Consider the following 22,957-nt stretch of genomic DNA (forward strand, 5'->3'; position numbering starts at 1 on the left):
GTTCCTTCCACTAATTTTTAGATGGTTCCAAATGCTCTTCAATATAATCATCTATTTGTAGTAGTAAGTTTTTTAACATTTTCAAACTGTTATTATGTGGATCAATATAATAATAATTCTTTGTCGATTCACGTCTTACATTAACAACTTTTGCTTCTTTTAACACTTTTAAATGATGAGAAACAGCTGGACGTGATAAATGTGTTTTTTGAGTAATTTCACCGACACGCATTCCATCTTCACAACTTACTCCTATAAGAGTAAAAATGATTGATTGTCGTGTTGTATCTCCAATGGCACTTAAAACAGTCTGACAAGCCAAAAATTCTTCTGCTAATATACTAAGTTTTTCAACTTCCTTCATTTGCTGTATCTCCTCTTTCGTTTAATCGATTAAACTAAAGGCATCTTATCATATTTTTTAAATACAATTTTAATGAGAAAGAAAATCGAGACCATTAAAATAATTGCATTATATTTTGTAAATTCTTAGTCACACATTCTTCTCGCTATGATGTAAATAATCAAAAACATCATAGAAAATGAAGTCCTGAGGATTAATCAATTTTTCATGATGCTCCTTTACTACTTTAAGTATTATGTTCATCTAATTAATAGAGTGTATACGCATTCTGAAGTAGATTATCCATTCCCAATTATTTTTATATACAACCCTAATTCTATTTCCTAAAATGGAAATATGGTGGGGGATTTGAAGAGATTATTCTATATAGGGGCTATACCAACTTTATTACTTTCTCTGTACGATGGAGAAATAGTAGAAGTTTTCAAAGGTTCGGGAACAAGCTCAAACTTCCCTACTGTCTACCCCGATAACCTTTAATAGGATGTTCAAATACTTTTATATGATGGAGAGGATAAAATGGCATTCAAAACACCAGAAGGCGAAGAACTTTTTCAGCAAGCCTATAGCAATAATTTAAAACGTTGGAATGTTTCATATGAAATATTGAATATACCAACTACATATGGAAATACACATGTCATAGCAACTGGAGAAAAAGAACTTCCGCCAGTTATTATGTTGCATGGGGCAGGAATGGGATCCACCATTTGGTATGCAAACATTGATGCGTTGAGTAATAATCGACGCGTCTATGCAGTTGATGTAATTGGGGATATAAACAAAAGTGAACCTCTTCGTTCCATCAGCGATCCTGAGGACATGGGGAAATGGATGGCTGAAATTCTAGATCATCTTGGTATTGAAAAAACAGATTTTATCGGACATTCGGCAGGTGGGTATATAACGTTGAATATAGCGACAGCCATACAAAGCAGGATAAACAAGATGGTCCTCTTAGCCCCTGCCGCTTCATTTATCCCGTTCCATAAACAATTTTTCCTTCGTCTTGCTTTTATAAACGCCATAAGACGGAAAGGATTCATCCAGCGATTTTTTTGTGATTGGTTCATTGCAAAAGGAAATACCATCGATAACAAAGTCTTTGATCAATTCATTTACGGGGTATTGCATTACAGATGGAAGGTAAAGCCAGTCATCCCTAAAGTGATTCCAAAAGAAAAACTAAAGACTATTCAAGTTCCAACCTTATTATTAATGGGCGACAAAGAGGTCATCTACAATCCTAGACGGGCTCTAACGCAAGCAAAAGCCTGCATTCCTCATATAGAAACCATGATGTTGCCAAATACAAGTCATTGCTTATTTATCGAGGATGCTAAAAAGGTAAACGAGTCTATCATTAATTTTTTACATAAAGATCCGCTATATGAACTGGACTCTTTAGTAACGAGTGCTAATGTTCAAGAAGTATAAGCTATTTAATTATTTCTGACCTTCTAAAATCGGCCGCGCTTTCTGGAGTAACAAAAAGCCCAATTTCTCATTTTTCCACTGAGAGATTGGGTTTTCTGTATTGTAAGTTATGTATTTTAAATTGTTCTCGCAACGATTTGAATTGTATGTGAAATAATAATTAAAAAGCCTAAAACAATACAACATACCTAATGATGTTATAGGAAAAATATCTATTAATTGCATGTTAAATTCTCCCTTTTCAGATTCTAACTTTAAATAATAGCTCTTCACCAAAATATGTACTTCCCTGCTCATCTCACTTTGAGAGAACACTCTGCGCAGGCGTTGTTTGAGCCACCTCGTCCCTCCTACCTAACTACTGCATTTCTGAGGAGTCACCTCTCTTTTCCCCACCTATGAATTATTATGACAATCCTCATCAGCCGTGATTTTCTACTACTTCTTATAATTTCATTCAAATAAAGAGATGAATGCTATAATCCATATACCTATCACAAGTATTAAAAACCACCAGCCCGTAAACTTTACGAACTTTTTTAAAAATGGTTTCTCAGTAAATCTATTTGAAAAGGAACTCATTTTTAAGAAATCTTCAGGAAACTTCAACAACATGTAAGAAAAACTGCCGAAAATTAAAGTAACCAATATTGCCATAATAAACATTGTACCTACTCCTAAACTTTAAGTTTTTACGTCACTTAATAATTATATTATTTAGCAACTAGATTGCACATTAGAAAATTCAAGAGCTAGTCTACAATTACGTTCTAGAATCGACGTATACATTGTTCAGTAAAATTAATATCCTTCTTGCAGTATCTCTCCACGTTTTTGGCATCTTCGTGAAAATCGTATACATTGCCGCAATTTACACAAAACATTTCAAGAATCAACATAAGAAACTCCAATAAAGTTCGTATGAATCTGACATTAGGAGCAAATGCTGTAGGTATGTTCTAAAGTCTAAAACAGCAACTTCTCTTACTTCTTCAAATAAATACACAATGGTAGCATTAGCTCAGAACATCACAAAGTAAATAAAACTCCATCACCTTCTATAGGAGGAAAAAAATGAATATAAAATTACGGCTTAAAATAATGATTTTTCTACAGTTTTTTATTTGGGGATCTTGGCTTGTGACATTTGGTTCTTATATGATCAATACGTTGAATTTTACTGGTGCGCAAGTTGGAATCGTGTATAGTTCTAACGGTCTTGCAGCCATTATTATGCCGAGTCTTATAGGCATTATTGCAGATCGGTGGGTAAAAGCAAATGTGTTATATGGAATATTGCATTTCCTCGGTGCCATTACCTTATTTACCGCTGCTGAAATTTCAGACCCTACAATAATGTTTTGGGTAATGCTCTTTAACTCAATCGTTTATATGCCAACACTTGCATTATCGAATACAATTTCTTATTATCACTTAGAAAATAAAGGATTTGATGTTGTAAAGGACTTCCCACCTATTCGTGTCTATGGGACAATTGGTTTTATTATTGCGATGTGGATTATTAGTCTTGCCAAAATTGAATTAAGTAATATTCAGCTATTTATAGCTAGCGGCTCTTCGTTGCTACTTGCACTATACACAATTTCCCTTCCTCCCTGTCCAACTTCTAATGCTGCTATTAAGGACAAGTCAATGGTAAGCCTTTTGGGACTGGACGCTTTTGTTCTTTTTAAAGATAAAAAAATGGCGTTGTTTTTAATTTTTGCAATGCTATTAGGTGTTGCGCTTCAAATTACGAATACATTTGGTGATCCATTTTTACACGACTTCGCCTTGAACCCTGATTATAAAAATAGCTTTGCGGTAAAATATCCAGCTATTTTATTATCAGTGTCACAAATTTCAGAGGTATTCTTTATACTGACCATTCCATTTTTCTTACGTAAGTATGGGATAAAAAAAGTAATACTGATCAGTATGGTGGGATGGACTTTACGCTTTGTTTTCTTTGGGTATGGGAGCCCTGTTGGCGGAGGATTTTTACTATTATTATTATCAATGATTGTTTACGGCTGCGCCTTTGATTTCTTTAATATTTCGGGAGCCATTTTTATGGAAAAAGAAGTCGATCACCGCATTCGTGGTAGTGCTCAAGGATTATTTAGTACAATGGTCAATGGCATAGGCGCCTATTTAGGAGCTGTTATTAGCGGAAAAGTAGTTGATTATTTTACAATTGACGGAGTCAGGAATTGGCAATATATTTGGTTATTCTTTGGTGCGTATACCCTGGTTTTGGCAATCATTTTTGCAGTAATTTTTAAATATAATCATGACAGTGGTGCAATGAAAAGCGCTGTGAAACAGTGATTTAAAAGGAAATTTAGAAAGAGCCTTACCTTTTGGTGATGGCTCTTTTACTGTACTTTTAAAGTTTGTCCTCATGAATAATTAGGTTAGATGGATTGACATTTTCTCCCTCTTCAAGAGACATCTCATTAAAACTCTCAACATCATCTAGTCTCAACGGTGTTATTAATTCTAATGAATTACCATCTGGATCAGAAAAGTAAATTGCCGCATGTGCATGTGGGTTATTTGACAGTACTAAAGGTTGATGTTCGGAAGCAAGTCCAAATTCAGTTCGAACTTCAATGCCGATTGAAGACAACCACTCTTTTACATGCTCATATTGTTTTACCGATAGCATGAATTAGGCTATCGAACCTTATACAATATCCAATTTTCAATGAACGAGCGTGTTTTATAGACTTTTACTAGTCTACAGATGAAGTATAACACCCTTTCAGACAATTAAGGTAGCAATAGTTACCTCTTGTCTGACCTCACTTTCATCCCATGTCTAAAGACGGGCTACACCCTGCATAGGCTTTCTCGTTCGGAGAATCTGTAAATGAGCTTCATATAAACCTTTTATCATGTAAATATTCTCCTATTTCATCATTATTTATGAAATAGTATATTAAAAGCACAAACCATTTACATCAATCTTTTGTCTGAATTAATAAAAGCCCATCATCTAATCATTAAAAGAACTCATATAGTCCATTAACAAAATACTCATATATTTTGTCATCAATTATATTTTCACCATATCCTTCAAAAAAAATTTGTTTTTCGATTTCTTTTTCAAAGACATTTGTTTTCGGTCGAATTGCTAGTGAAACATCATATCTCGGATCTCCATATGCTCCACTCCCCCAATCAATAACACCTGTGATTTCCCTGTTGGATACCAATACGTTATCAATTGTATAGTCTCCGTGAATTAACGTCTGTTTATAATTATCAGGTTTATTCTTTTTAACCTTTTCCAATAACTCCTTAGTTCCATCTACTTCATTATTAATAAGATTATTGTGTGCTTGACTTATCATTTGCCCAAGCCAGTTTTTATTGTGTATTAGTTCCTTTGGACAAGGCGTTGAATGAATATCCGCTAAGAGTTTGCCAAAATTAAATATTATTTCTTGCCTTGTTTCCTTATTTTTCTCATCTTTTAAAGCAATTCGGACAGTTTCACCCTGTATGTACTCAAAAAGTGCCCAACATTGACGATCTTGCTTTTGCTCAACGAATAGCTTTACTTTCGGAATGAGTAGTTTTGTTTCATTTGCTAAGCAGTTTAGTACAGAAACCTCCTTTTTTAACAAAGAACAATACCATTCACCTTTTGTTCTTTTGAGAGCAAAAGAGCCTTGATGATTGTGAATAATTGCAACATTCGAGGTGTATCCTTGTCTTGGAAACTTAATAGAGTCAAGTTTTTTTAGAAATTCTCTTATTTCTTCTGGTATTTCATCAACCTGTATAGGCTGCAATGAGAACCCTCCTCTGAAAAGAATTTAGCTTATACTGCATTGCTGAGAGTCACTCGTTTCTTCAGGAAATCCTCAGAATGCTTGAAATCATCCATATTAAAGGTGTTCACTAAGCCGTTATGAATCTAGTGGGAGTTAAAAAAGTATCATTGGTCCACAAATAAGAACAGCCAAAATTGAAATGATAGCTATATTAACTCGATGGACTTTTTGTGTATCGTAGCGAATTTTTTTCTCCATTAATAGATCCCCCTAAAAAATGAATGGACATTCAGTATATTTTTCTATTATTATAAAGTATAACCACTACTTTTTGTAGATAAAAATTGCATATTAGAGAATATTTTACATTCAACAGAAACTAAGGGGGATTATTTACATGGGGAGAGTCCAACAACTTGCACCAAATTTTTATTGTATTGATACACATGATTTAAATCGTGAACAGCGTACAAGCTCTTATTTGCTTATCGATGAAAAAATTACATTAATCGAGACTTCTGCTAGTCCTTCTATGCCATATATAATAGAAGGTTTAGATGAATTACATATTGATCTAGAGGATATTCAATATGTAATTGTTACACATATCCATTTAGACCATGCTGGCGGTGCAGGCTTGTTTTTACAAAGCTGTCCAAATGCCAAATTCGTTGTACATCCACGAGGTGTATCTCATATGGTGGATCCTAGTCGTCTAATTGCCAGTGCAAAGAGTGTTTACGGGGCGGAGTTCGATCGTCTTTTTGATCCGATTGTCCCTATAGATGCTGACCGCATTATAGAGATTGGACATGAGGAAGTACTATCTTTAGGTCAACATCAGCTAACGTTTTATCATACAGAAGGTCATGCAAAGCATCATGTTTCAATGCTTTATTCTGCTACGAATGGATTGTTTGTTGGAGATACAACTGGTGTACGTTACCCAGAAATGGAGAGCGAATCAATTGATTTAATTATTCCCTCCACTTCACCGAATCAGTATGACCCAGATACAATGGAGCAATCTATCCAACTTTATGAAAAGTTAAATGCTACAGAATTGTATTTCGGCCATTTCGGTGCTTATAAAAATCCAACTGAAGCTTACAGACAAGTACGCTACTGGACACCATTATTTCTAGCTGAAGGGAAAAAAGCGTTATTGGTATCTAGTGATTTTAAAGAACAAGTACAATTTTTAGATACCCGCTTAAAGGCTCTTTTGTACAACTATTTACAGGAAAATGGCATCGCAGAAAATCATCCGGTTTATCAAACAATCCCATTCGATACTATTGTTTCGTCAATGGGGATTCTGGATTACTTCTTAGAGAAAAAGAATTCCCAAAATTAAAGCAAACTTAACTGGAGAGGAGTAATCCTCTCTGTTTCTTTTATGTTCTTTTTTCTTCAACTGTTACGATATGTTTGATTTCAGCAGGCAAGCAAGCGAGTTCTGATTTAAAGAACTCTGGGAATAGAAAGGCATCCTGAAGATTCGAAATAGGTAACCATTCTAACCTTTCTTCAATGCCATCACTGGTGTAGCTTTCACACTCTACTTCGACTTCATTTGATTTCATTAAATAAAAGAATGCTATTTCATGAAATTGGGTTTCTCCATATGTACCACTTTGAACAGGAAAAAAATTTTCATGAATATACACTAAACGATCAACTTCAAAATGCACTTTGGTTTCTTCAAAGCATTCGCGGATAATGGCTTCTTCTAACGTTTCCTGTAATTTCACTCTTCCCCCAACGGAGTAGTAATAAGAGTCGCGATTATTTTTAACCATCAGCACTTTATCATCTCGGAGAATGATTGCACCCACCCTCATATTGAACACACCATCTTTAGTTGGGAATGTGATATCATGTTTTTCTTTATCCATCAGAATCTCCTACCTTTCAAAAGTTAAATCTATCACGTTATATCGCTACCTTTTCTCGATATTGCATACATGAACAGACTCCAAACGAAATGGTCAATATAGAATTGCTGGATGCTTACAGTCATAACCGTATTTATTTGCAGTCACCATAAGAACAAGACTAAATTGATTTGTTGCGAAGTGAAATGTTAAATCGAATGAAAGAAAGAGCAAAGGCTATAGGAATTCTATTAATCTAATAACGAGAAAAACCGCACAAGTTTTGGTGGCAAGACGTTTCTGTCGTATCATTCAAAGTTAATTCCTTCTACACAAGGTAGAGTATTAAACAAGTTAAAGCGTTTCCTCCTAGACATGATATCCATACTGTACAAGTAACAAGATTTGACCATTATCGGTACTTATATCAGCAACATCGGTATAGTAGCATTAGCATTGGAACTAAACTGGCCAATACAAAATAAAAACTAACGAAAATAACATAAAAATAATAATTTTATTGACATATATATTAAACGTCATAATCATCCTGTCAATACATATTTTGTAATATAAAGGAATTAAGAGGTGATAAAATGATATTAAAAAACAAATATATCAAATATATTAGGTTTTTTATCTTTTCGCATATAGCAATTATAGCAATTGCTATATACAATATTTCATTTCTTAATAGAATCTTGGTGGATATTTTAGTAGCTTTTCTATTTTCCATAATTTCTGATTTTGCTTTTCAAAATAAAAAATTTCGAGACTATTCATTATTACAGAAAATTTCCCTCTTTGTAATGGCTGTGGGAATATTTATAACAGTTTTCATATCTGTTTCTATTTAAACTTGATTTGCTTACCACAAGATATAAAGATTCAAAACTAGAGCAAGCTGCCCTCTCTCCCTGATAAATAAGCATAGATTACTTCAATTAAAAACTTTGTATTATAGGGCCAGACGAATACGTATACAGATGTAGCCACTTTTAAATCTTAAAGGAATTGTTTTAATCAAAATCGAATATAGAAAATATAGGAAACTAAATAAAATAAGAGGTGAGATAAATGAACGATACGTTTTATAGTAAACACTTTCAGCTAGACCGAATTGGTAAAGGTATATATGCAGCAATAGCTAAAGATGGTGGTGGAGCTGTAGGAAATGCCGGTTTTGTGGATCTAGGCGATAAAATTATTATTTTTGATACATTTAACACTCAACAAGCATCTGAAGACTTAAAGTTCGTTGCTGAAAAAATAACAAACCGACCTGTTACATGGGTTATTAACAGCCATTGGCATGGCGATCATATTCGAGGCAACCAAACATTTAAAGATTCAATTATTATTTCAAGTCAAATTACATACTCAAAAATAAGAGATGTCCATCCCTCAAGATTCAGTAAACAGAAAAATGATATTCAAGGTTTAAAAGGCTATATTCTATCCTTAAAAGACCAACTAAATCAAACTAATGATCCCCAAATACAATACCAAATAAATTCTCTAAATGAATTAAAAGATTCTTTACCAACTTTGGAATTAGTTTTACCGAACCAAACATTTATAAATGAAATAACCTTTCAGGGAACACAACGTTGTGCAAAGCTTTTCACGTTAGGAGGAGGCCATTCATTTTGTGATGCAATGCTTTATATTCCTGATGAGAAAGTAATATTTATGGGTGATTTATTATTTGTGAATTGTCACCCAACGTTTTTTGAAGAGTCTGATCCTGTGAAATGGAGCAATATTTTAAAAAAAGTTGGACGACTAGAAATTGACGTGGCAGTACCCGGACACGGTCCAATAGGTACAAAAGAAGATATCTCAAAAATAATCAATTATATTTCTGAATTAACTACTATTGCAGAAAAGAGCAAGCAGAATGAGGATATTGAAATTCCTGAAATCTATAAAGATTGGCGTTCACCTGAGATTTACCAGCAAAATATAGAACAACTAAAAGCATTGTCAACCAATTAAAGAGAGGGCGTAGTATTTTGTCCTCTCTTAGTCTTATATATGAGCCAAGACAGATTGAAAAGCCTGCTCCTCCCTATCAAAAAAGGATTACAGATAAAACAAATTTAACCATTTACTCGAATTGTTGATTTTGTGGAATTTGTGCATTAGGACATCGTTTTTTTAACTCTAAAATAAACTTCATTTTATCTTTTGGTAAAATTTTTATACTACCATGAGCTGCTGTTTCGTAAAATATTTCCAGTCCCTTTTCAGATGATGAAATTTGATAACCAGTATACTTATCTGTCGTTGGAGAAACCCTTGTTATACTTTGATACGGAATCTTACTTTTGAATGGACCACCTTTAACTAAGAGATACTTTTCACAGAAAACAAACTTGATAGAATTTGCGTACCACCAAATAAAAACTAGTGAAACAATAAAGGCCGTTGACATAATAATAACCGTTAATAAAGATGTGATGATCGGAAGAAGTGATATAGCGCCAAATATCCAAATCAATAAAAAAATCATTATTGCTAAATTAATATTTGTTTTTGCATGATAAACCATAAGAGTTATCCCACCATTCTTATTAATTTTCTCTAAAATTCACTTACTATTATTAAATCAATAGGCAGTGGTTTCGCAAGTATAAGAACATTCTTTTAAGTGCTTTTTAATAATGGTGTTTTGATAAAAATCGAACTTTAATAATAACTTTTAGCCGATTTTGAAATAGAAAGCAAACGTCCAAGCAGTAATCGCCGACCCTAGAATAAGGGCGTGGAGAATCATATGCTCCAGGTTGGGACGCGGATTATTTTTTATACGAGGGAGTATGGTAATGGTGTTCGAAAAAATCCTTTCGTATACTTGCTGCCATGTCTCGTTATTCGGCATTTTATAAACCATCACACCTGTCAAATAAGGAATCCACCAGTTAAAAATTGCCCCAATCAAAACAAGGGTCCATACAAATCCACTAATGCCGAACCATACGGACTCGCGGCTTAAAGAAAGCAAGATAGGGATCATCATAATTATGCCGTTCACCAACGCCTCATTGCGGCGCTCTTTGGCTGAGTAATGACGTACTCCGTTAAAAGGATAAAAATCAATCCATGTTGTAAGTTGATGATAAAGCAACGTTGCAACTTGCAATAGCAATAAATAAAAAAACATGATTGTTCCTCCTGTCATTGTTACTCATACTTTTGTTCGAATCCATTGATCAATGCAGTGAGACCTACTTCGAACCATTGATTATAGTATTCCGCTGGCGCTGTGGGACGATCAGGACAATTACCTACCTCCGCAAGTGCATGACCAATAACAAAGACGGCGATCGACTGGATGATGAAAAGAACTTCTTCGGGACTTGCCTTTGTCTTTTCCATTACAGCAATTAATGGGACAGCCAATTTAGCGCCCGTCTTTTCAGAAACGGAGTGAATGGCCACTAATGGAACCACCCCCGGATGCGCTTTCAATATGTTTCTGAAATTAGTTGCAAAAGAATGGAACGTCTGCGTCCATGGCAGCACAGTTGCTTCGTCAACAACAGCTTTTATACTCACAGCATCGATAACCTGTTGTATAAGTGCTTCTTTATTTGGTACATGATGATAAAGGGATGCCGCTTCTACACAGATCCCATTTTCTTCCTTTTCAAACTTAGATAGCAAGTCATTGCTCTTTTAACCTCTCTAAAGCTGATTGAAAATCCTGGCTCTTCCCTACCTGACGGAAATCTTTAAAAGGGTTGCTCACATTTTTCATTCGCTCCAGTACAGCAGGAATAGTAAAGAGATCTGGTGTTAAATGCTCATTAACCTCTTCCCAATGTAATGGCGTTGCCACTAAGCCCTTTTCGTTGCCACGAGTTGAATATGGAGCAATAATCGTCTTGCCTTCTGCATGCTGCACATAATCTAAATATAATTTTTGATGTCTATTCTTCTTTAAACGCTCGATCGTATACAATTCCGGTTTTTGCTCACATAAAAAACGACAGACAAATTCAGTAAATACTCGCACCTCTTCATAAGTAAAGGCATTTTCAGGTAACGGTATATATAGCTGTATTCCCTTACCTCCCGACGTTTTAACAAAAGATTGCAGCTTAAAATAATCGATAATTCCCTTTAAATCCAGAGCTCCAGTAACAGCAAGTGAAAATTGCTCAACGGAAGGAGGATCTAGATCGAAAACAATCTCAGTTGGACGCTCTGTTTGTAACGTTTGGAATGGAATATGCAGCTCTAGTGCAAGCTGATTGCCTAGCCACAATAATGCTTCAAGATTGTTACATACTAGATAATGAATATCGTCCATCCATCCTGTTGCAACAAATTCAGGTATTTTCTCAGGACTACTTTTTTGATAAAAGCTTTCACCCGGGACTCCATGAGGAAATCGAATTAGCGTAAGTGGTCGATCTCGTAAAAAAGGTAGCAAATACGGAGAAATCATTTGCAAATAGTGCAAATAACCATCCTTCGTAATACCGATTTCAGACCAAACAGGCTTATCAGGATGCGTAATCTGAACAGTATTTGGAATAGGAAAAAGTTGACGTTGCATATGCTGCCAATGACAATCCTCTGGCAACATCTCCAGTCGAAATGCATGGAAACGCGGTTCTCGACATTTACTCCCATCGAAATCAATACAGGCAATATCAAGACAAATGGATGGCTCCAGCTCCCATGTTTCATTATTCCTCTGTCCATTTGTTTGAAAAAAAGCAATGAGCGTTTTCCGTTCTTCCTCTGACATTCCATGTTTAAGAATAACTACTTCAACTAGCTCTCCCTGTTGATAAATACTGCCATGAAAATAACCATTACCATGATCATATTTCGTCACTATTACCGTAACATATCTCCAATTTTTTATTTTTAACCAATGTGTCGAGCGTGTATCTCCTATCCATTTACTCGTTATCTTCTTTGCAACCATTCCCTCTCCATTGTAAACTTTAATAGCCTGCCAAAGAGGCTCACTATGCTCCACACAGTTAATCACTTGCAAAGGACATTGATCCTCATAATTGACAGTCGCCGGGAGCTTTAAAGTTGTAAAAAGCTTAGAAAGTTGCTGTTTGCGTGTTTTTAAATATTTATTTGTCAGCGACTCCCCTTTATAGCTCAGTAAATCAAACGCAATATAATGACAAGGAAAATCTTTTGCATGAGTAGCAATAACTTCTTTGTTTTGCATCCGCCCTCTTTTTTGAACAAGTGAAAAATCACTTTTAAAGTTATTCGTTAAACAAACTAATTCACCATCCAACGTTAATGGTAAAAACTTTTTAATTTTATTAAATATGCTATTACAAAAATCAAGTATCTCCGGAAACAGGTGAGTTAAGTTATTGCCATTTCTGCTTATTAACAATGGCTGTTCGTCCCAAACTAACATACATCTAAATCCATCATATTTTGTTTCGTACAACCACTCCTCACCTATAGGCGTCTCGAGCACTTCTGTTAATAGCATTGGTTTCATTTTAAATACCTACTTTGCTTTTTACCTTCAGTTTTTGATGATTTCACTTTAAGATACATAAAAATAAGCAAAATATATCATAGTAAGAAAAACGAGGTGATACAAATGCATACAGTTTGGAAAGGCAGTATCTCATTTGGTCTAGTCAATATACCAGTAAAACTTCATGCCGCAACAGAAAATAAAGACATTAAATTGCGCCAGCTCCATAAAGAATGTCATACACCTATTAGCTATAAAAAAGTTTGTGAAGGCTGTAACCAAGAAGTAAAAGATGAGGACATTGTGAAGGCTTATGAATACGCAAAAAATAAGTTTGTCGTATTAGATCCAGAAGAATTAGAGAACTTGCGGAAGGAAAATGAAGATAAGGCCGTTGAAATCATTGATTTTGTAAAATTAACTGAAATCGATCCTATTTATTTTGAACGTACTTATTTTTTATCCCCTGATTCGACTGGCGGAAAGGCTTATGCCCTATTACGTCAAACATTAGAACAATCCGGAAAAATAGGTGTGGCAAAAATTATTATCCGTTCAAAAGAACAATTAGCAATTGTCCGTGTTTATCAAAATGCATTAGTAATGGAAACGATTCATTACCCCGATGAAGTAAGGAGTGTTGCTGATGTTCCAAGTATTCCAAGTGAACAAAACATTGTTCCAAAAGAGCTAGAAACCGCACTCATGCTAGTTGATCAATTAACAACAGAATTTAATCCAGAAAAATATACTGATGACTATCGCAATGCTTTAATGGAGCTTATAGAGGAGAAAAAAGTTACAAATACAATCTCGACTAGCGATAAACGTCCAGTACCTGATAACGTTACGGACTTAATGACAGCACTTCAAGCTTCCTTAGAAAAAACGAAGAAGCCAACAACAAGAAAACGGGCAACGAAAACGAAGAAAAATGCTTAAAAAGTACACGTAAGAAGCGTATCCATTATTTTTTGGATATGCTTTTTTTAAGAATCTCCCTTTTATTTGTTACTACCAATAGCTTGTCACAATACATTCCATATTTGTGATAAAAATTAGGTTTGCCTATCTCCTCAAAATGACGATTCCATTTAAACATTTTTATAAAAATTGATAAGGTCGGTTTGTAGTTGGACTTTTCCAAACCGAGTTTTTGTAACGTAAATCTCTTTATTATTCGATGGATTCTGATTAAATAATTCGTATCTAAGAAAATAATTAAGTCGGCATTCGAAAAGCTTTGCGCTACCCAGTCCTCATTATGAACGCCCTCAATAATCCACGCTTCCGTAAGAATAATATTATTCAAATAATCAACTTTTTGTTGCTCGGTTCTTCTAATATCACCAGAATTTTGTCTTTTCCAAACAACATTATCTAATTCATAATAAGGAATATTTAATGTCGTAGATAGCTCTTTCGCTAAAGTAGTTTTTCCACTCCCAACAGAGCCAATGATATGTATTTTGCGCGGAAATTTCTTGTTCAAATTAACCCACCTTTCCTTTATAGCTTGTTAATTTTGTGGCTCATCACCATAACGTGGGGTTAATTTCCGTTCCGGCTGGGCGCTTTCCTAGGGGCGTCCGATGAGCAGCCTGGGCCAGCAGATGTTTTTTGTCCGAAAGCGTAGTGCTAACATAGCGGCAGCAACGTGTTTTGTCTATGCGAAAGCGAAGCGACAACAAAAGGGTTTTATCTGCGCGAAAGCGAAGGCAGTGGCAACAACATGATGTTGGTTACGAAGTCGTTATCACTGTTGTTTTGCACTGAGCCTTCGTTCCCCTACTTGCCCTCATCTGTGACGCTAATCCCTATGGGGTCGCCCTACCTCTACCTCAATCAACCTATTACAGTAAATTGGCAATTGATTGGATAGATCCTAATGGAGATGTTATCAATCTTTCTTTAGGAAGTCGAGAAGACAATTCAAAATTGCTCAGTGCTATATAAAGAGCTCATTCTAAAAATTAATTTATTATTGTAGCTGCGATTACACATTTATTGGTTAAAATGTATATAATAGATGTAAAGATATCTTTACTTTCAGACGCAGGGGAAGGATGATTTTAATTTTAGAAGCTTGGAATCATTTTACTTTAGGAGTTAATAAAGATGGTTAAAAATAATATCAAATTATTTAGAACTGAAGCTGGATTAACACAAGAACAATTTGCTAAGAAACTAAGAATAACGAGACAAACAGTTATTGCTATAGAAAATCACCATTACAATCCTAGTTTAGAGTTGGCTCTTAAAATTTCCGAATTTTTCAATACGAATGTAGAGAGTATTTTCATTTTGGAGGAGGATGAGTCTAGTGCAAACTAACAGAAAAAAACCGATAAGTATTTGGTTGAGCGTTGCGACTCTAGTTGTAATTAATTTGTTTGTTGCTCTATTTGAACACCCATACTCATACGGGAATATACCAATGAGTATAATCATGCTTTTTGGAGTTATCCGATATAATATGAAAATAAAACAAATGGACACAGAGAACGCTGCACCGTTAGCACCCATGTAGCTCCCAAAACCAGCGCACACCAAAGAAGATTAAAATGTACTCAGTACAGTTATAAAATACTACGGCTGGGAGAGGAAGGTCGATAAACTATGGTACCTGCGATGAACTTCGATTGAAATTGCTTTATCAGCTTCTAAAGGTACCTTTATCACTGCAAGAGATGAGTGTACAGTTTAATACTTCTAAAACAACACTGCATCACCAACTTTCTATATTAAAAGCTTTTCTTCACATAATTAAACAATTTAAATATACGCAAATTATCAGTCAAAGTGATACGGAACGGGAATCAACACCACATTTATTATGAGAAACTAATTTGTGCGAATATTGGATTTATTATACAATATTTCTTAAATAAAGATAAAGGTGAAGGAGTTAGAGGTATGTATCAAAATGAGTTTAGTGGAAATTTAGAGAAATATAAAAACCCTATTGAATATGATGTACTTCATGAAAATTATAACGTGGATTTATATTTTATTGAAAATCATCTCAAGAAAAATAGCGGTACGATAATTGAATTAGCCTGTGGCACAGGTCGCTTAGCTATTCCGCTAGCCAAGCAAGGATTCAATGTTTATGCAGTAGATATCCATGAAGGGATGCTTCAATTGGCAATTGAAAAAGCGAAAAAGCACAATGTCCATGTGCATTTTACAGTGCAAGACTGCACGCAGCTTCAATTATCGATCACATCAAATTTTATCTATATGACAGGTAATTCATTTCAACATTTTCTAAGTAACGAAAGTCAAAATGCTTTATTCCATTCCGTTAAAAAGCACTTAAATCCAGGTGGAGAATTCGTATTTGATACGAGAAACGCTCTTCTAAGCGAACTGACTACCGTGGATGAATACGAAGAAAGTTCAGTCAACAGTAAAGGTGAAAAACTAACTATTCAGCATCGTGACGAATATGACCCTATCACACAAATCTTAACTTGCCGTTCTAAAAATAAACTAGAACACTCTATTTCCGAAGATTCAATTCGACTTCGCTATACATATCCAATGGAAATGAAGAGGCTATTAGAACAAAATGGGTTTGAAATGTTGCACATATATGGTTCGTGGAACAAAAGTGACTTTACAAAAAATAGTCCATCTATGATTGTACACGCACGGTTACAAAAATAAAATCACAAAATACAAACATTTGTTCCATACTCTGTTATAATTAAGAAAAAATTAGGAGCTAAATAGATGATAAACATTCGTGAACGTATGGAGCATTACCGTATAACAGGTTTGAGCATGGTAGCTTTCGAAAAGGGCAAAATTAGTAAGGAGGATCATTTTGGTGTTCTAGAAGCAGGTACCTATCAAAAAATTAATGAGCATACCGTTTTTAATGCTTGCTCGATCAGTAAGTTTCTAACAAGCATTTTAGTGATGAAATTCGTGGAACAAGGGATTGTAGATTTAGATGAAGATGTTAATGAAAAACTAGTTTCATGGAAGGTTCCTGACAATCAATTGACAAAGCATAAACAAGTTACATTACGCAACTTATTATGTCATCAATCTGGTATTGTGGACCCTGAAGGCAGCTTTATGCCCGTAGAATCATTCAAAGAAATGCCATCCATGGTAGAAATAATGAGTGGTACAACTCCTCCTTATTGCCCTACCTCTATTGAAGTGACTGTTGAACCTGAAAGTGAATTTCATTATTCTGATGCAGGCTTTTGTCTTATTCAGTTATTAATAGAAGATATAACGCAAGAAACGTTTTCTCATCTCATGGATGATTTTATTTTTAAGCCATTGGGCATGGCAAACAGTACATTTTCTACCTCTCTTTCAACATCAAATATGGATAACTTTGCATGTGGCCATGATCAAAATGGAGCTTTAATTCCAGGGAAATATTCTATTTATCCTTATCTTGCTGCTTGTGGTATATGGACTACCCCTAGCGATTTGACAAAATTATTACTAGATATTATGAATGCTGTCAAAGGGCAAAGTAAAATTGGTATTACTACAAAACAAGCAAAAGAACTGTTCCGTTCACAAGGATGTAAGGAATGGACGGGCCTAGGCGTATTTCTAGATGGCACGGACGAGAAGCTCGAATTTTCCTCTCTTGGCTGGGGTGTTGGATTTCAATGTATGCTAGTAGCCTATCCATACCTCGAAAAAGGGATAGTTATGATGACTAATACTGATACAGGTATGCATCAAATGAAGGGAATCATGGGTGAAATCTATCATGCACTTTACTAATAGCAGAAAAAGAGGCTGGAACATCAAGCCTCTTTCATCACCTTATAATGCATTTGCACCATTTGCCCATAGCGTTGGGTATTTATTAACTTTAAATCTTGATATGGATTATGATCCTTAAACAATGGAATTCCTGAACCTAAAAGATGCGGTGTAACCGTAATAATTAATTCATCTATTAACTGCGCTTTCATAAAGGCATCGAGAATTGCCGCTCCACCAACCATCCAAATTTTAGAGCCTTCCTGTTCCCTTAATTTTTTCGTAAACGCTACTACATCTTCATTCACAAACTCAACATGTTCGTTTTCACCACTTTGTGATGTTGTGAATACATAACATTTCTTATCGAGATATGGAAAAGAATCAATATGGTCTACAACGTAATCATACGTTCTCTTTCCCATAATAATAGTATCGATAGATTGATACATGTCGGAATAACCAGCATCCCCTTCCCCCTCTGTTTCTTCTAGCCATTGTAAATCATCATTCTCTTTCGCAATAAATCCATCCAAACTAGTCGCAATATATAAAATGATTTCTCGTGACATAACGTCATCTCCTTTTCTCTTTTGTAAAACTCATGAACAATATTTATAATATACATAAAACATGACAACTACTGTCATGATTAAAAGAAAAGGTGAGAAAATGTCAAAAGCAAAACGTTTATTAGATATCCTTCTGTTTGTTAGTGCAAAAAAGAAATTTACTGCTCAGGAAGTTGCTGATGAATTCAATATTTCGATTCGCACAGTTCATCGATATATTTTAGATTTAAGTGATATGGGCTTGCCTATTTACGCTGAGCAAGGACGAAACGGTGGCTACTCTGTCCTTAAGAGCCGACTTCTTCCCCCTATTTTATTTACAGAAGATGAGGCGGTTTCGATTTTCTTTGCGTTCCAATCACTGCATTATTACCGTGATTTACCTTTTAATACGGAAATGAAGTCAGCTTCTCATAAGCTATATAGCTCGCTTCAGGAGGAGGCAAAGCAGAAAGTGGATAAACTTCAATCCTATATCGCGTTTTGGAATCCTAAACGAGCGATTGAAACACCTTTATTGAAAGCTGTTTTAGAGGTAGCTATTGAAAACAAAAATCTACATATTCAATATGAATCCAAATCAGGTACAACAACAAAATATATTCACCCTATTGGTGTTTATGCTCATGATGGATTATGGTATATGCCAGCTTTCGATCTCACTAAACAAAAAATATTATTGTTTCGTGTAGATCGTATTCTTTCTATCGTAGAAAGCGAAGAAAACAAAGAGGAATTTATAAATTTGGAGGAGTGGTTTGGCAACACCTATGAGATTAAACAACCCATTCGTTTACATGTACTATTATCAAGGGAAGGTGTACGACAATGCAGAAGTGAACCTAGCCTTGAAGACTTAGTCGTCATAAAAGAAGATGGCACAGGTTATATTGATTCCATTATAGACAAAGGTGAACTAAATTTTACTAGCCCCCTCTTCTATCGGCTTGGTATGCATGCTCAAATTGTAGAACCGAATGAATTAATCAATATTTTACGACAGCAGGCAAAAGATATTTTATCTATGTATCCAGAAAATGAATAATGTTATATGACGATTTTGTAAGATTGGCGTAACATTCATCGTTACTACTTTATGGACAATTTTCTTATACTTTGTAAGTGAGGAGGAGATAACATGCAACCAATTGAATTAAACAAACGAATTGATACACTAGATTATTTAAGAGGATTTGCTTTATTAGGAATTATTTTAGTAAATATTCCGGCATTATTATGGATAAATACACCGGACACATCTATAGATATTGCATACAATAGATTTTTAATATTATTTGTGGAAGGTAAGTTTTTCTCGATTTTTTCATTTTTATTCGGTGTAGGCTTTTATATTTTTATTTCCCGTGCAATGGCTAAAAATAATAACGCCTATCTTTTATTTATTAGAAGAATGATTATTTTATTGTTAATCGGGCTTGTACATTTTTATTTCCAACCTGGAGAAGCATTAACCGTCTATGCAATTTTCGGGCTAATTGCTTTACCATTTTACAAAGTTCGTAAAGAAATAAACGTAACTATAGGACTTATACTATTAGCGGTAACTGCTTATTATGGCATCAAAATTGCTATGCCGTTTCCACTTATTTTACTAGGATTAGCTGCTGGGCAGTATCAAATTTTCGAAAAGATCCATGACAACCGTAAAAACATATTTATCTTTACAGTGATAATGTTCTTTATTAGCATAGTGGGCTTGCTGTATCAATGGCATTATGTCCCAGAGGCAATGGCGAACGTTAACAATATGACAAAAGATGAATTTACAGAACATGTGACAAACATTGAAAAATTTTCATTAATCGGGCTTCAATTTAGCCCATTTGTATCTGCATTTTATGTAGGTTTATTAATGTTATTACTCAAACATCATTTATGCCAGGCCTTGCTTTCACCATTAAAAGACTATGGACGAATGGCATTAACAAATTATTTAGGGCAAACAGCGCTAATCTTACTAATTGGCAATGCCTTTGACCTTATTGGCAATATTCGTTTTATCCAATCTCTTTGGATTTGCATAGGTATTTACATTTTCCAATTACTGTTTAGCAAGATTTGGCTGCAATTCTTTAAATTTGGACCATTAGAATGGTTGTGGCGCATGGGTACTTATTGGACTATACCTTCATTGCTTAAAGCTTCTACTAATTCTAAGGAACGCTCCTAACCCAAAAAAACTTAAAAATGACAAATACCTAACAAAAAGCTTTTTTCCTTCATAAAATAGTAGTGTACTCAATTCGCTTCCAGCTTGCTCATACCTTGAGCAAGAAACACACCCCCATCATTAAATCTTTAATTTTTGGTCACTTTCCGCTTAGGAAAAGTGACCATTTTTTTCTTATCATATACCCTAAAATTTGCTTTATAAAAAAACCGACAAGATCATTTAAGATTTTGTCGGTTACTCAGCTTATTTAGCAGCCCAAATATCTATTTCCAATTTAATATCAGGGAGTCCTAAAGCAGTAATATAAGCTATCGTCATAGAAGGATAAGGATTTCCAAACATCGTTTCCCACTCTTGATAGAAATCATCCCAATCTATTTCTTCAGTTGCCCAAATATTGGCTTTCACCACATTGTCTGCGTTAAGTCCCTCTGCCTGCAATATTAATTGAATATTTTTTAATGTATTCTTAACCTGCTCTGTTAGTGATGATGGCAATTCACCTTTTACCCCAACTCCAATTTGTCCAGATAATGCGTATATTGTTGCATCCTTAGGAATTATTGTAAGATGGCTGTAATTGCCAACAGGGCTAGGTACTTGGATTGGATTTTTACGTGTTATTTCATTTTTCATGGTTAATCTCCTCTAGGTTTTTATTTATTTTTCTAAAAAAGGGCAGACTCGTCCCTATAAACTTAATTTTAGAAAAAAACAGCAGTTGAGAACCCAATACCCATACTTAAAAAACGTAATGATCTTTTTTTCATTTGGATTCTCCCCTTTCACCTAAAGTTATTTTCATATTACCATGCATTTCATAAAATAATCAAATCTTTACATTTTTATTTCTTTTTCCTTTATGGTTAATATCTTCACTAATCCCAATAAACAATAAATCACACCTGACACTATAACACTATAAAATAACACAGTGATTGAGGTTGGACCCCATACTTTAATAAACTCCCAATTGGATTCCTCTGGTAATAGTTTCGGGAACATAATGATAAGTGCAAAAATTATTGCAACACTTAAAGAATGAAAGATTAATAAAAAAGTTCTTTTTATATTTAAAGATACTCTAATTCGTTGTTTTTTAACAATTTCCCTTAAGGTTGTAAGCAATAGAATACTTAAAAACATCCCCAAGCCTACAACAATAACACATATAAGTGAAATAATTTTATCCAAATTCTGATAGATGTCAGAATGAATAGTATTTACCGTTTTCCCTTCCCATAAATCTATCACACCTTGCCCTATCGCAGTTGTATAGCTCGAGTTCATATTGGATAATACGGCTACTCCTAATTGTTCATCGGGCTGCATGATGAAATAAGAAGAGAATGTTGGATTTTCACCAGCATGGGATATATATTGTTCTTCTTTTCCCATAACTCCCCATCCACTTGCATAGTATGTGTCCTTATCGAAAGTCTCTACAGATAAATCTGGGATATGCGATTCTTGAATAATTTTATGATCAATCGAATCAATTTGGCTAGTTCCTAACTGTAGCTTTAACCATTTTGCTATATCGCTTGTGTTACTTATTACATAACCTGCAGGTACATTTCCACGGTAGATCGGTGGTGTATATTCCTGCACTCTCATCAGTCCTATTTTATATCCCGTGGCCATCTCATTAGATTTAACTTGATGAATTCCAACAAATGTATCATTCATAGAGATTGGCTTTAATATTTGCTGTTTGATATACGTATCAAAGGGTTGTTTTGAAACCTTTTCAATAACGAGTCCCAAAACATCATAATTGATTGTTGCGTATTCAAATGAGCTACCTGGTTGTCTATTTAATGGCTGATCAAGCAATTTTTTCACAGTTAACTCAAGAGAATTCGTTTCGTTACTTTTCGGGATATTAGAAATAGTGCTAGTAGCTATTCCACTTGTATGATACAGTAACTGATTAATAGTAATTGACTGAGGATTGCCATTATATTTTAACTCAAACCATGGGATATACTTTTGGATATCATCCGAACGTTTTAGTAAGCCTTCCCGCTCCAATTTTAGAATGGCTAGTCCCGTGAATGCTTTCGATGTAGATCCTAGTTCAAATAATGTATTAGAGGTAACAGGTGTTTTTGACTGAATATCAGCGTATCCAAAGCCTTTTTCATAAACCGTTTTCCCCTTTTCTACAATTACTAACGATATTCCTGGAATTTTACTAATCTCCTTTTGCTCTTTAACAAATTGATCAATCTTTTGAATTTTTTCATTTGAGTCTGCATTTACGATTGTTGGCGTTAAACTATAAAAGGCAACAATCATAGCAATTAGAAGCGTGTAGATTTTTAATGATGGCTTCATTTCATTTCTCCTTTAAGCTGGTACAAGGTTATTAAATTCCTTAATTTAACTATAACAAGGAATTAATACCACAACCATCGTTTTACATTAATAAAAACATCTCAATATGACAGTTTTGTAACTTAGAATCTTAATAAACACAAAAAGACCAGATTCCCATTCTAAA

General features: G+C 34.6%; 24 protein-coding genes. 12 read left to right on the forward strand and 12 right to left on the reverse strand.

What is annotated here, in order from left to right; genetic code table 11:
* Positions 1-10: 10 nt before the first annotated feature.
* Complete coding sequence (locus ACIQ7T_RS19335) at positions 11-364, reverse strand: ArsR/SmtB family transcription factor (RefSeq protein WP_402872673.1); 354 nt, start codon at positions 362-364, stop codon at positions 11-13.
* Positions 365-883: 519 nt separating this feature from the next.
* Here ACIQ7T_RS19335 and ACIQ7T_RS19340 point away from each other — a divergent pair.
* Both ACIQ7T_RS19340 and ACIQ7T_RS19345 read left to right on the forward strand, forming a co-directional pair.
* Positions 884-1,801 (forward strand): alpha/beta fold hydrolase, encoded by a 918-nt coding sequence (locus ACIQ7T_RS19340; protein WP_402872676.1) that lies wholly within the window; start codon positions 884-886, stop codon positions 1,799-1,801.
* Positions 1,802-2,875: 1,074 nt separating this feature from the next.
* Positions 2,876-4,132, forward strand: coding sequence for a nucleoside permease (locus tag ACIQ7T_RS19345; RefSeq protein WP_402872679.1), 1,257 nt, complete (start codon positions 2,876-2,878; stop codon positions 4,130-4,132).
* 58 nt (positions 4,133-4,190) lie between these two features.
* Here the strand turns inward: ACIQ7T_RS19345 and ACIQ7T_RS19350 are convergent, their stop codons facing one another.
* Positions 4,191-4,472 (reverse strand): VOC family protein, encoded by a 282-nt coding sequence (locus ACIQ7T_RS19350; protein WP_402872682.1) that lies wholly within the window; start codon positions 4,470-4,472, stop codon positions 4,191-4,193.
* Positions 4,473-4,809: 337 nt separating this feature from the next.
* Positions 4,810-5,604, reverse strand: coding sequence for a phosphotransferase family protein (locus ACIQ7T_RS19355; RefSeq protein WP_402872685.1), 795 nt, complete (start codon positions 5,602-5,604; stop codon positions 4,810-4,812).
* Between the two features lie 379 nt (positions 5,605-5,983).
* Here ACIQ7T_RS19355 and ACIQ7T_RS19360 point away from each other — a divergent pair, with 379 nt between their 5' ends.
* The gene (locus ACIQ7T_RS19360) at positions 5,984-6,943 is read left to right on the forward strand and encodes an MBL fold metallo-hydrolase (RefSeq protein WP_402872687.1); all 960 of its coding nucleotides are present in this window, start codon (positions 5,984-5,986) and stop codon (positions 6,941-6,943) included.
* Between the two features lie 40 nt (positions 6,944-6,983).
* Here ACIQ7T_RS19360 and ACIQ7T_RS19365 read toward each other — a convergent pair whose 3' ends face one another.
* A complete protein-coding gene (locus tag ACIQ7T_RS19365; RefSeq protein ID WP_402872689.1) occupies positions 6,984-7,484 on the reverse strand; it encodes an NUDIX hydrolase in 501 nt (166 codons plus the stop codon).
* Between the two features lie 1,056 nt (positions 7,485-8,540).
* Between ACIQ7T_RS19365 and ACIQ7T_RS19370 the strand changes: the two genes are divergently transcribed.
* Positions 8,541-9,461: an MBL fold metallo-hydrolase gene (locus tag ACIQ7T_RS19370; RefSeq protein ID WP_370080153.1), complete on the forward strand. Its 921-nt coding sequence runs from the start codon at positions 8,541-8,543 to the stop codon at positions 9,459-9,461.
* 112 nt (positions 9,462-9,573) lie between these two features.
* Here ACIQ7T_RS19370 and ACIQ7T_RS19375 read toward each other — a convergent pair whose 3' ends face one another.
* The 4 genes from ACIQ7T_RS19375 to ACIQ7T_RS19390 form a co-directional block, all read right to left on the reverse strand.
* On the reverse strand, positions 9,574-10,017 hold the full coding sequence (locus tag ACIQ7T_RS19375; protein WP_370080155.1) for a PH domain-containing protein: 444 nt from the start codon (positions 10,015-10,017) through the stop codon (positions 9,574-9,576).
* A 150-nt stretch (positions 10,018-10,167) separates the two neighbouring features.
* Entirely contained in the window at positions 10,168-10,629 is a 462-nt protein-coding gene (locus ACIQ7T_RS19380; protein WP_370080157.1) for a hypothetical protein, read from the reverse strand.
* Between the two features lie 20 nt (positions 10,630-10,649).
* On the reverse strand, positions 10,650-11,132 hold the full coding sequence (locus ACIQ7T_RS19385; protein WP_402872692.1) for a hypothetical protein: 483 nt from the start codon (positions 11,130-11,132) through the stop codon (positions 10,650-10,652).
* Position 11,133: 1 nt separating this feature from the next.
* Positions 11,134-12,957, reverse strand: a complete 1,824-nt coding sequence (locus ACIQ7T_RS19390; RefSeq protein WP_402872695.1) for a DNA ligase D — start codon at positions 12,955-12,957, stop codon at positions 11,134-11,136.
* Between the two features lie 105 nt (positions 12,958-13,062).
* Here ACIQ7T_RS19390 and ku point away from each other — a divergent pair, with 105 nt between their 5' ends.
* Positions 13,063-13,881 carry a non-homologous end joining protein Ku gene (gene ku, locus ACIQ7T_RS19395; protein WP_402872697.1) on the forward strand — a complete coding sequence of 273 codons (819 nt, stop codon included), beginning with the start codon at positions 13,063-13,065 and terminating at the stop codon, positions 13,879-13,881.
* A gap of 25 nt (positions 13,882-13,906) precedes the next feature.
* Here ku and ACIQ7T_RS19400 read toward each other — a convergent pair whose 3' ends face one another.
* Positions 13,907-14,431, reverse strand: coding sequence for an AAA family ATPase (locus ACIQ7T_RS19400; protein ID WP_402872700.1), 525 nt, complete (start codon positions 14,429-14,431; stop codon positions 13,907-13,909).
* A 626-nt stretch (positions 14,432-15,057) separates the two neighbouring features.
* On the opposite strand from ACIQ7T_RS19400, the gene ACIQ7T_RS19405 reads away from it, so the two are divergent.
* From ACIQ7T_RS19405 to ACIQ7T_RS19425, 5 genes are all read left to right on the forward strand, one after another.
* Positions 15,058-15,273 carry a helix-turn-helix transcriptional regulator gene (locus tag ACIQ7T_RS19405; protein WP_370080167.1) on the forward strand — a complete coding sequence of 72 codons (216 nt, stop codon included), beginning with the start codon at positions 15,058-15,060 and terminating at the stop codon, positions 15,271-15,273.
* Positions 15,263-15,469, forward strand: a complete 207-nt coding sequence (locus ACIQ7T_RS19410) for a hypothetical protein (protein WP_402872703.1) — start codon at positions 15,263-15,265, stop codon at positions 15,467-15,469. The genes ACIQ7T_RS19405 and ACIQ7T_RS19410 overlap by 11 nt, the downstream gene beginning before the upstream one ends.
* A gap of 112 nt (positions 15,470-15,581) precedes the next feature.
* Positions 15,582-15,779, forward strand: a complete 198-nt coding sequence (locus ACIQ7T_RS19415; protein ID WP_402872706.1) for a hypothetical protein — start codon at positions 15,582-15,584, stop codon at positions 15,777-15,779.
* Positions 15,780-15,855: 76 nt separating this feature from the next.
* Entirely contained in the window at positions 15,856-16,611 is a 756-nt protein-coding gene (locus tag ACIQ7T_RS19420; RefSeq protein WP_402872709.1) for a class I SAM-dependent methyltransferase, read from the forward strand.
* A gap of 66 nt (positions 16,612-16,677) precedes the next feature.
* Entirely contained in the window at positions 16,678-17,703 is a 1,026-nt protein-coding gene (locus tag ACIQ7T_RS19425) for a serine hydrolase domain-containing protein (protein WP_402872712.1), read from the forward strand.
* A 23-nt stretch (positions 17,704-17,726) separates the two neighbouring features.
* On the opposite strand, the gene ACIQ7T_RS19430 is transcribed toward ACIQ7T_RS19425, so the two are convergent.
* Positions 17,727-18,257, reverse strand: a complete 531-nt coding sequence (locus ACIQ7T_RS19430) for a dihydrofolate reductase family protein (protein ID WP_402872714.1) — start codon at positions 18,255-18,257, stop codon at positions 17,727-17,729.
* A gap of 100 nt (positions 18,258-18,357) precedes the next feature.
* Between ACIQ7T_RS19430 and ACIQ7T_RS19435 the strand changes: the two genes are divergently transcribed.
* Entirely contained in the window at positions 18,358-19,302 is a 945-nt protein-coding gene (locus ACIQ7T_RS19435) for a helix-turn-helix transcriptional regulator (protein ID WP_402872717.1), read from the forward strand.
* Between the two features lie 93 nt (positions 19,303-19,395).
* Positions 19,396-20,448, forward strand: a complete 1,053-nt coding sequence (locus ACIQ7T_RS19440) for a DUF418 domain-containing protein (protein WP_402872720.1) — start codon at positions 19,396-19,398, stop codon at positions 20,446-20,448.
* Between the two features lie 246 nt (positions 20,449-20,694).
* Here the strand turns inward: ACIQ7T_RS19440 and ACIQ7T_RS19445 are convergent, their stop codons facing one another.
* Positions 20,695-21,087 carry a RidA family protein gene (locus ACIQ7T_RS19445; protein WP_402872723.1) on the reverse strand — a complete coding sequence of 131 codons (393 nt, stop codon included), beginning with the start codon at positions 21,085-21,087 and terminating at the stop codon, positions 20,695-20,697.
* A gap of 201 nt (positions 21,088-21,288) precedes the next feature.
* Positions 21,289-22,791, reverse strand: coding sequence for a serine hydrolase domain-containing protein (locus ACIQ7T_RS19450; RefSeq protein WP_402872726.1), 1,503 nt, complete (start codon positions 22,789-22,791; stop codon positions 21,289-21,291).
* Positions 22,792-22,957 lie beyond the last annotated feature (166 nt).

Source organism: Lysinibacillus sp. NPDC096212 (genome assembly GCF_044763105.1).
In the GTDB taxonomy this organism is placed as follows: domain Bacteria; phylum Bacillota; class Bacilli; order Bacillales_A; family Planococcaceae; genus Lysinibacillus.

Bases quoted from the DNA above. Each gene is read 5' to 3' on its own strand.
- ACIQ7T_RS19345 (WP_402872679.1), top strand. From the start codon at position 2,876: ATGAATATAAAATTACGGCTTAAAATAATGATTTTTCTACAGTTTTTT.
- ACIQ7T_RS19450 (WP_402872726.1), bottom strand. From the start codon at position 22,791: ATGAAGCCATCATTAAAAATCTACACGCTTCTAATTGCTATGATTGTT.
- ACIQ7T_RS19390 (WP_402872695.1), bottom strand. From the start codon at position 12,957: ATGAAACCAATGCTATTAACAGAAGTGCTCGAGACGCCTATAGGTGAG.
- ACIQ7T_RS19365 (WP_402872689.1), bottom strand. From the start codon at position 7,484: ATGGATAAAGAAAAACATGATATCACATTCCCAACTAAAGATGGTGTG.
- ACIQ7T_RS19430 (WP_402872714.1), bottom strand. From the start codon at position 18,257: ATGTCACGAGAAATCATTTTATATATTGCGACTAGTTTGGATGGATTT.
- ACIQ7T_RS19360 (WP_402872687.1), top strand. From the start codon at position 5,984: ATGGGGAGAGTCCAACAACTTGCACCAAATTTTTATTGTATTGATACA.
- ACIQ7T_RS19405 (WP_370080167.1), top strand. From the start codon at position 15,058: ATGGTTAAAAATAATATCAAATTATTTAGAACTGAAGCTGGATTAACA.
- ACIQ7T_RS19435 (WP_402872717.1), top strand. From the start codon at position 18,358: ATGTCAAAAGCAAAACGTTTATTAGATATCCTTCTGTTTGTTAGTGCA.
- ACIQ7T_RS19425 (WP_402872712.1), top strand. From the start codon at position 16,678: ATGATAAACATTCGTGAACGTATGGAGCATTACCGTATAACAGGTTTG.
- ACIQ7T_RS19420 (WP_402872709.1), top strand. From the start codon at position 15,856: ATGTATCAAAATGAGTTTAGTGGAAATTTAGAGAAATATAAAAACCCT.
- ACIQ7T_RS19335 (WP_402872673.1), bottom strand. From the start codon at position 364: ATGAAGGAAGTTGAAAAACTTAGTATATTAGCAGAAGAATTTTTGGCT.
- ACIQ7T_RS19340 (WP_402872676.1), top strand. From the start codon at position 884: ATGGCATTCAAAACACCAGAAGGCGAAGAACTTTTTCAGCAAGCCTAT.
- ACIQ7T_RS19440 (WP_402872720.1), top strand. From the start codon at position 19,396: ATGCAACCAATTGAATTAAACAAACGAATTGATACACTAGATTATTTA.
- ACIQ7T_RS19375 (WP_370080155.1), bottom strand. From the start codon at position 10,017: ATGGTTTATCATGCAAAAACAAATATTAATTTAGCAATAATGATTTTT.
- ACIQ7T_RS19445 (WP_402872723.1), bottom strand. From the start codon at position 21,087: ATGAAAAATGAAATAACACGTAAAAATCCAATCCAAGTACCTAGCCCT.
- ku (WP_402872697.1), top strand. From the start codon at position 13,063: ATGCATACAGTTTGGAAAGGCAGTATCTCATTTGGTCTAGTCAATATA.
- ACIQ7T_RS19370 (WP_370080153.1), top strand. From the start codon at position 8,541: ATGAACGATACGTTTTATAGTAAACACTTTCAGCTAGACCGAATTGGT.
- ACIQ7T_RS19380 (WP_370080157.1), bottom strand. From the start codon at position 10,629: ATGTTTTTTTATTTATTGCTATTGCAAGTTGCAACGTTGCTTTATCAT.
- ACIQ7T_RS19350 (WP_402872682.1), bottom strand. From the start codon at position 4,472: ATGCTATCGGTAAAACAATATGAGCATGTAAAAGAGTGGTTGTCTTCA.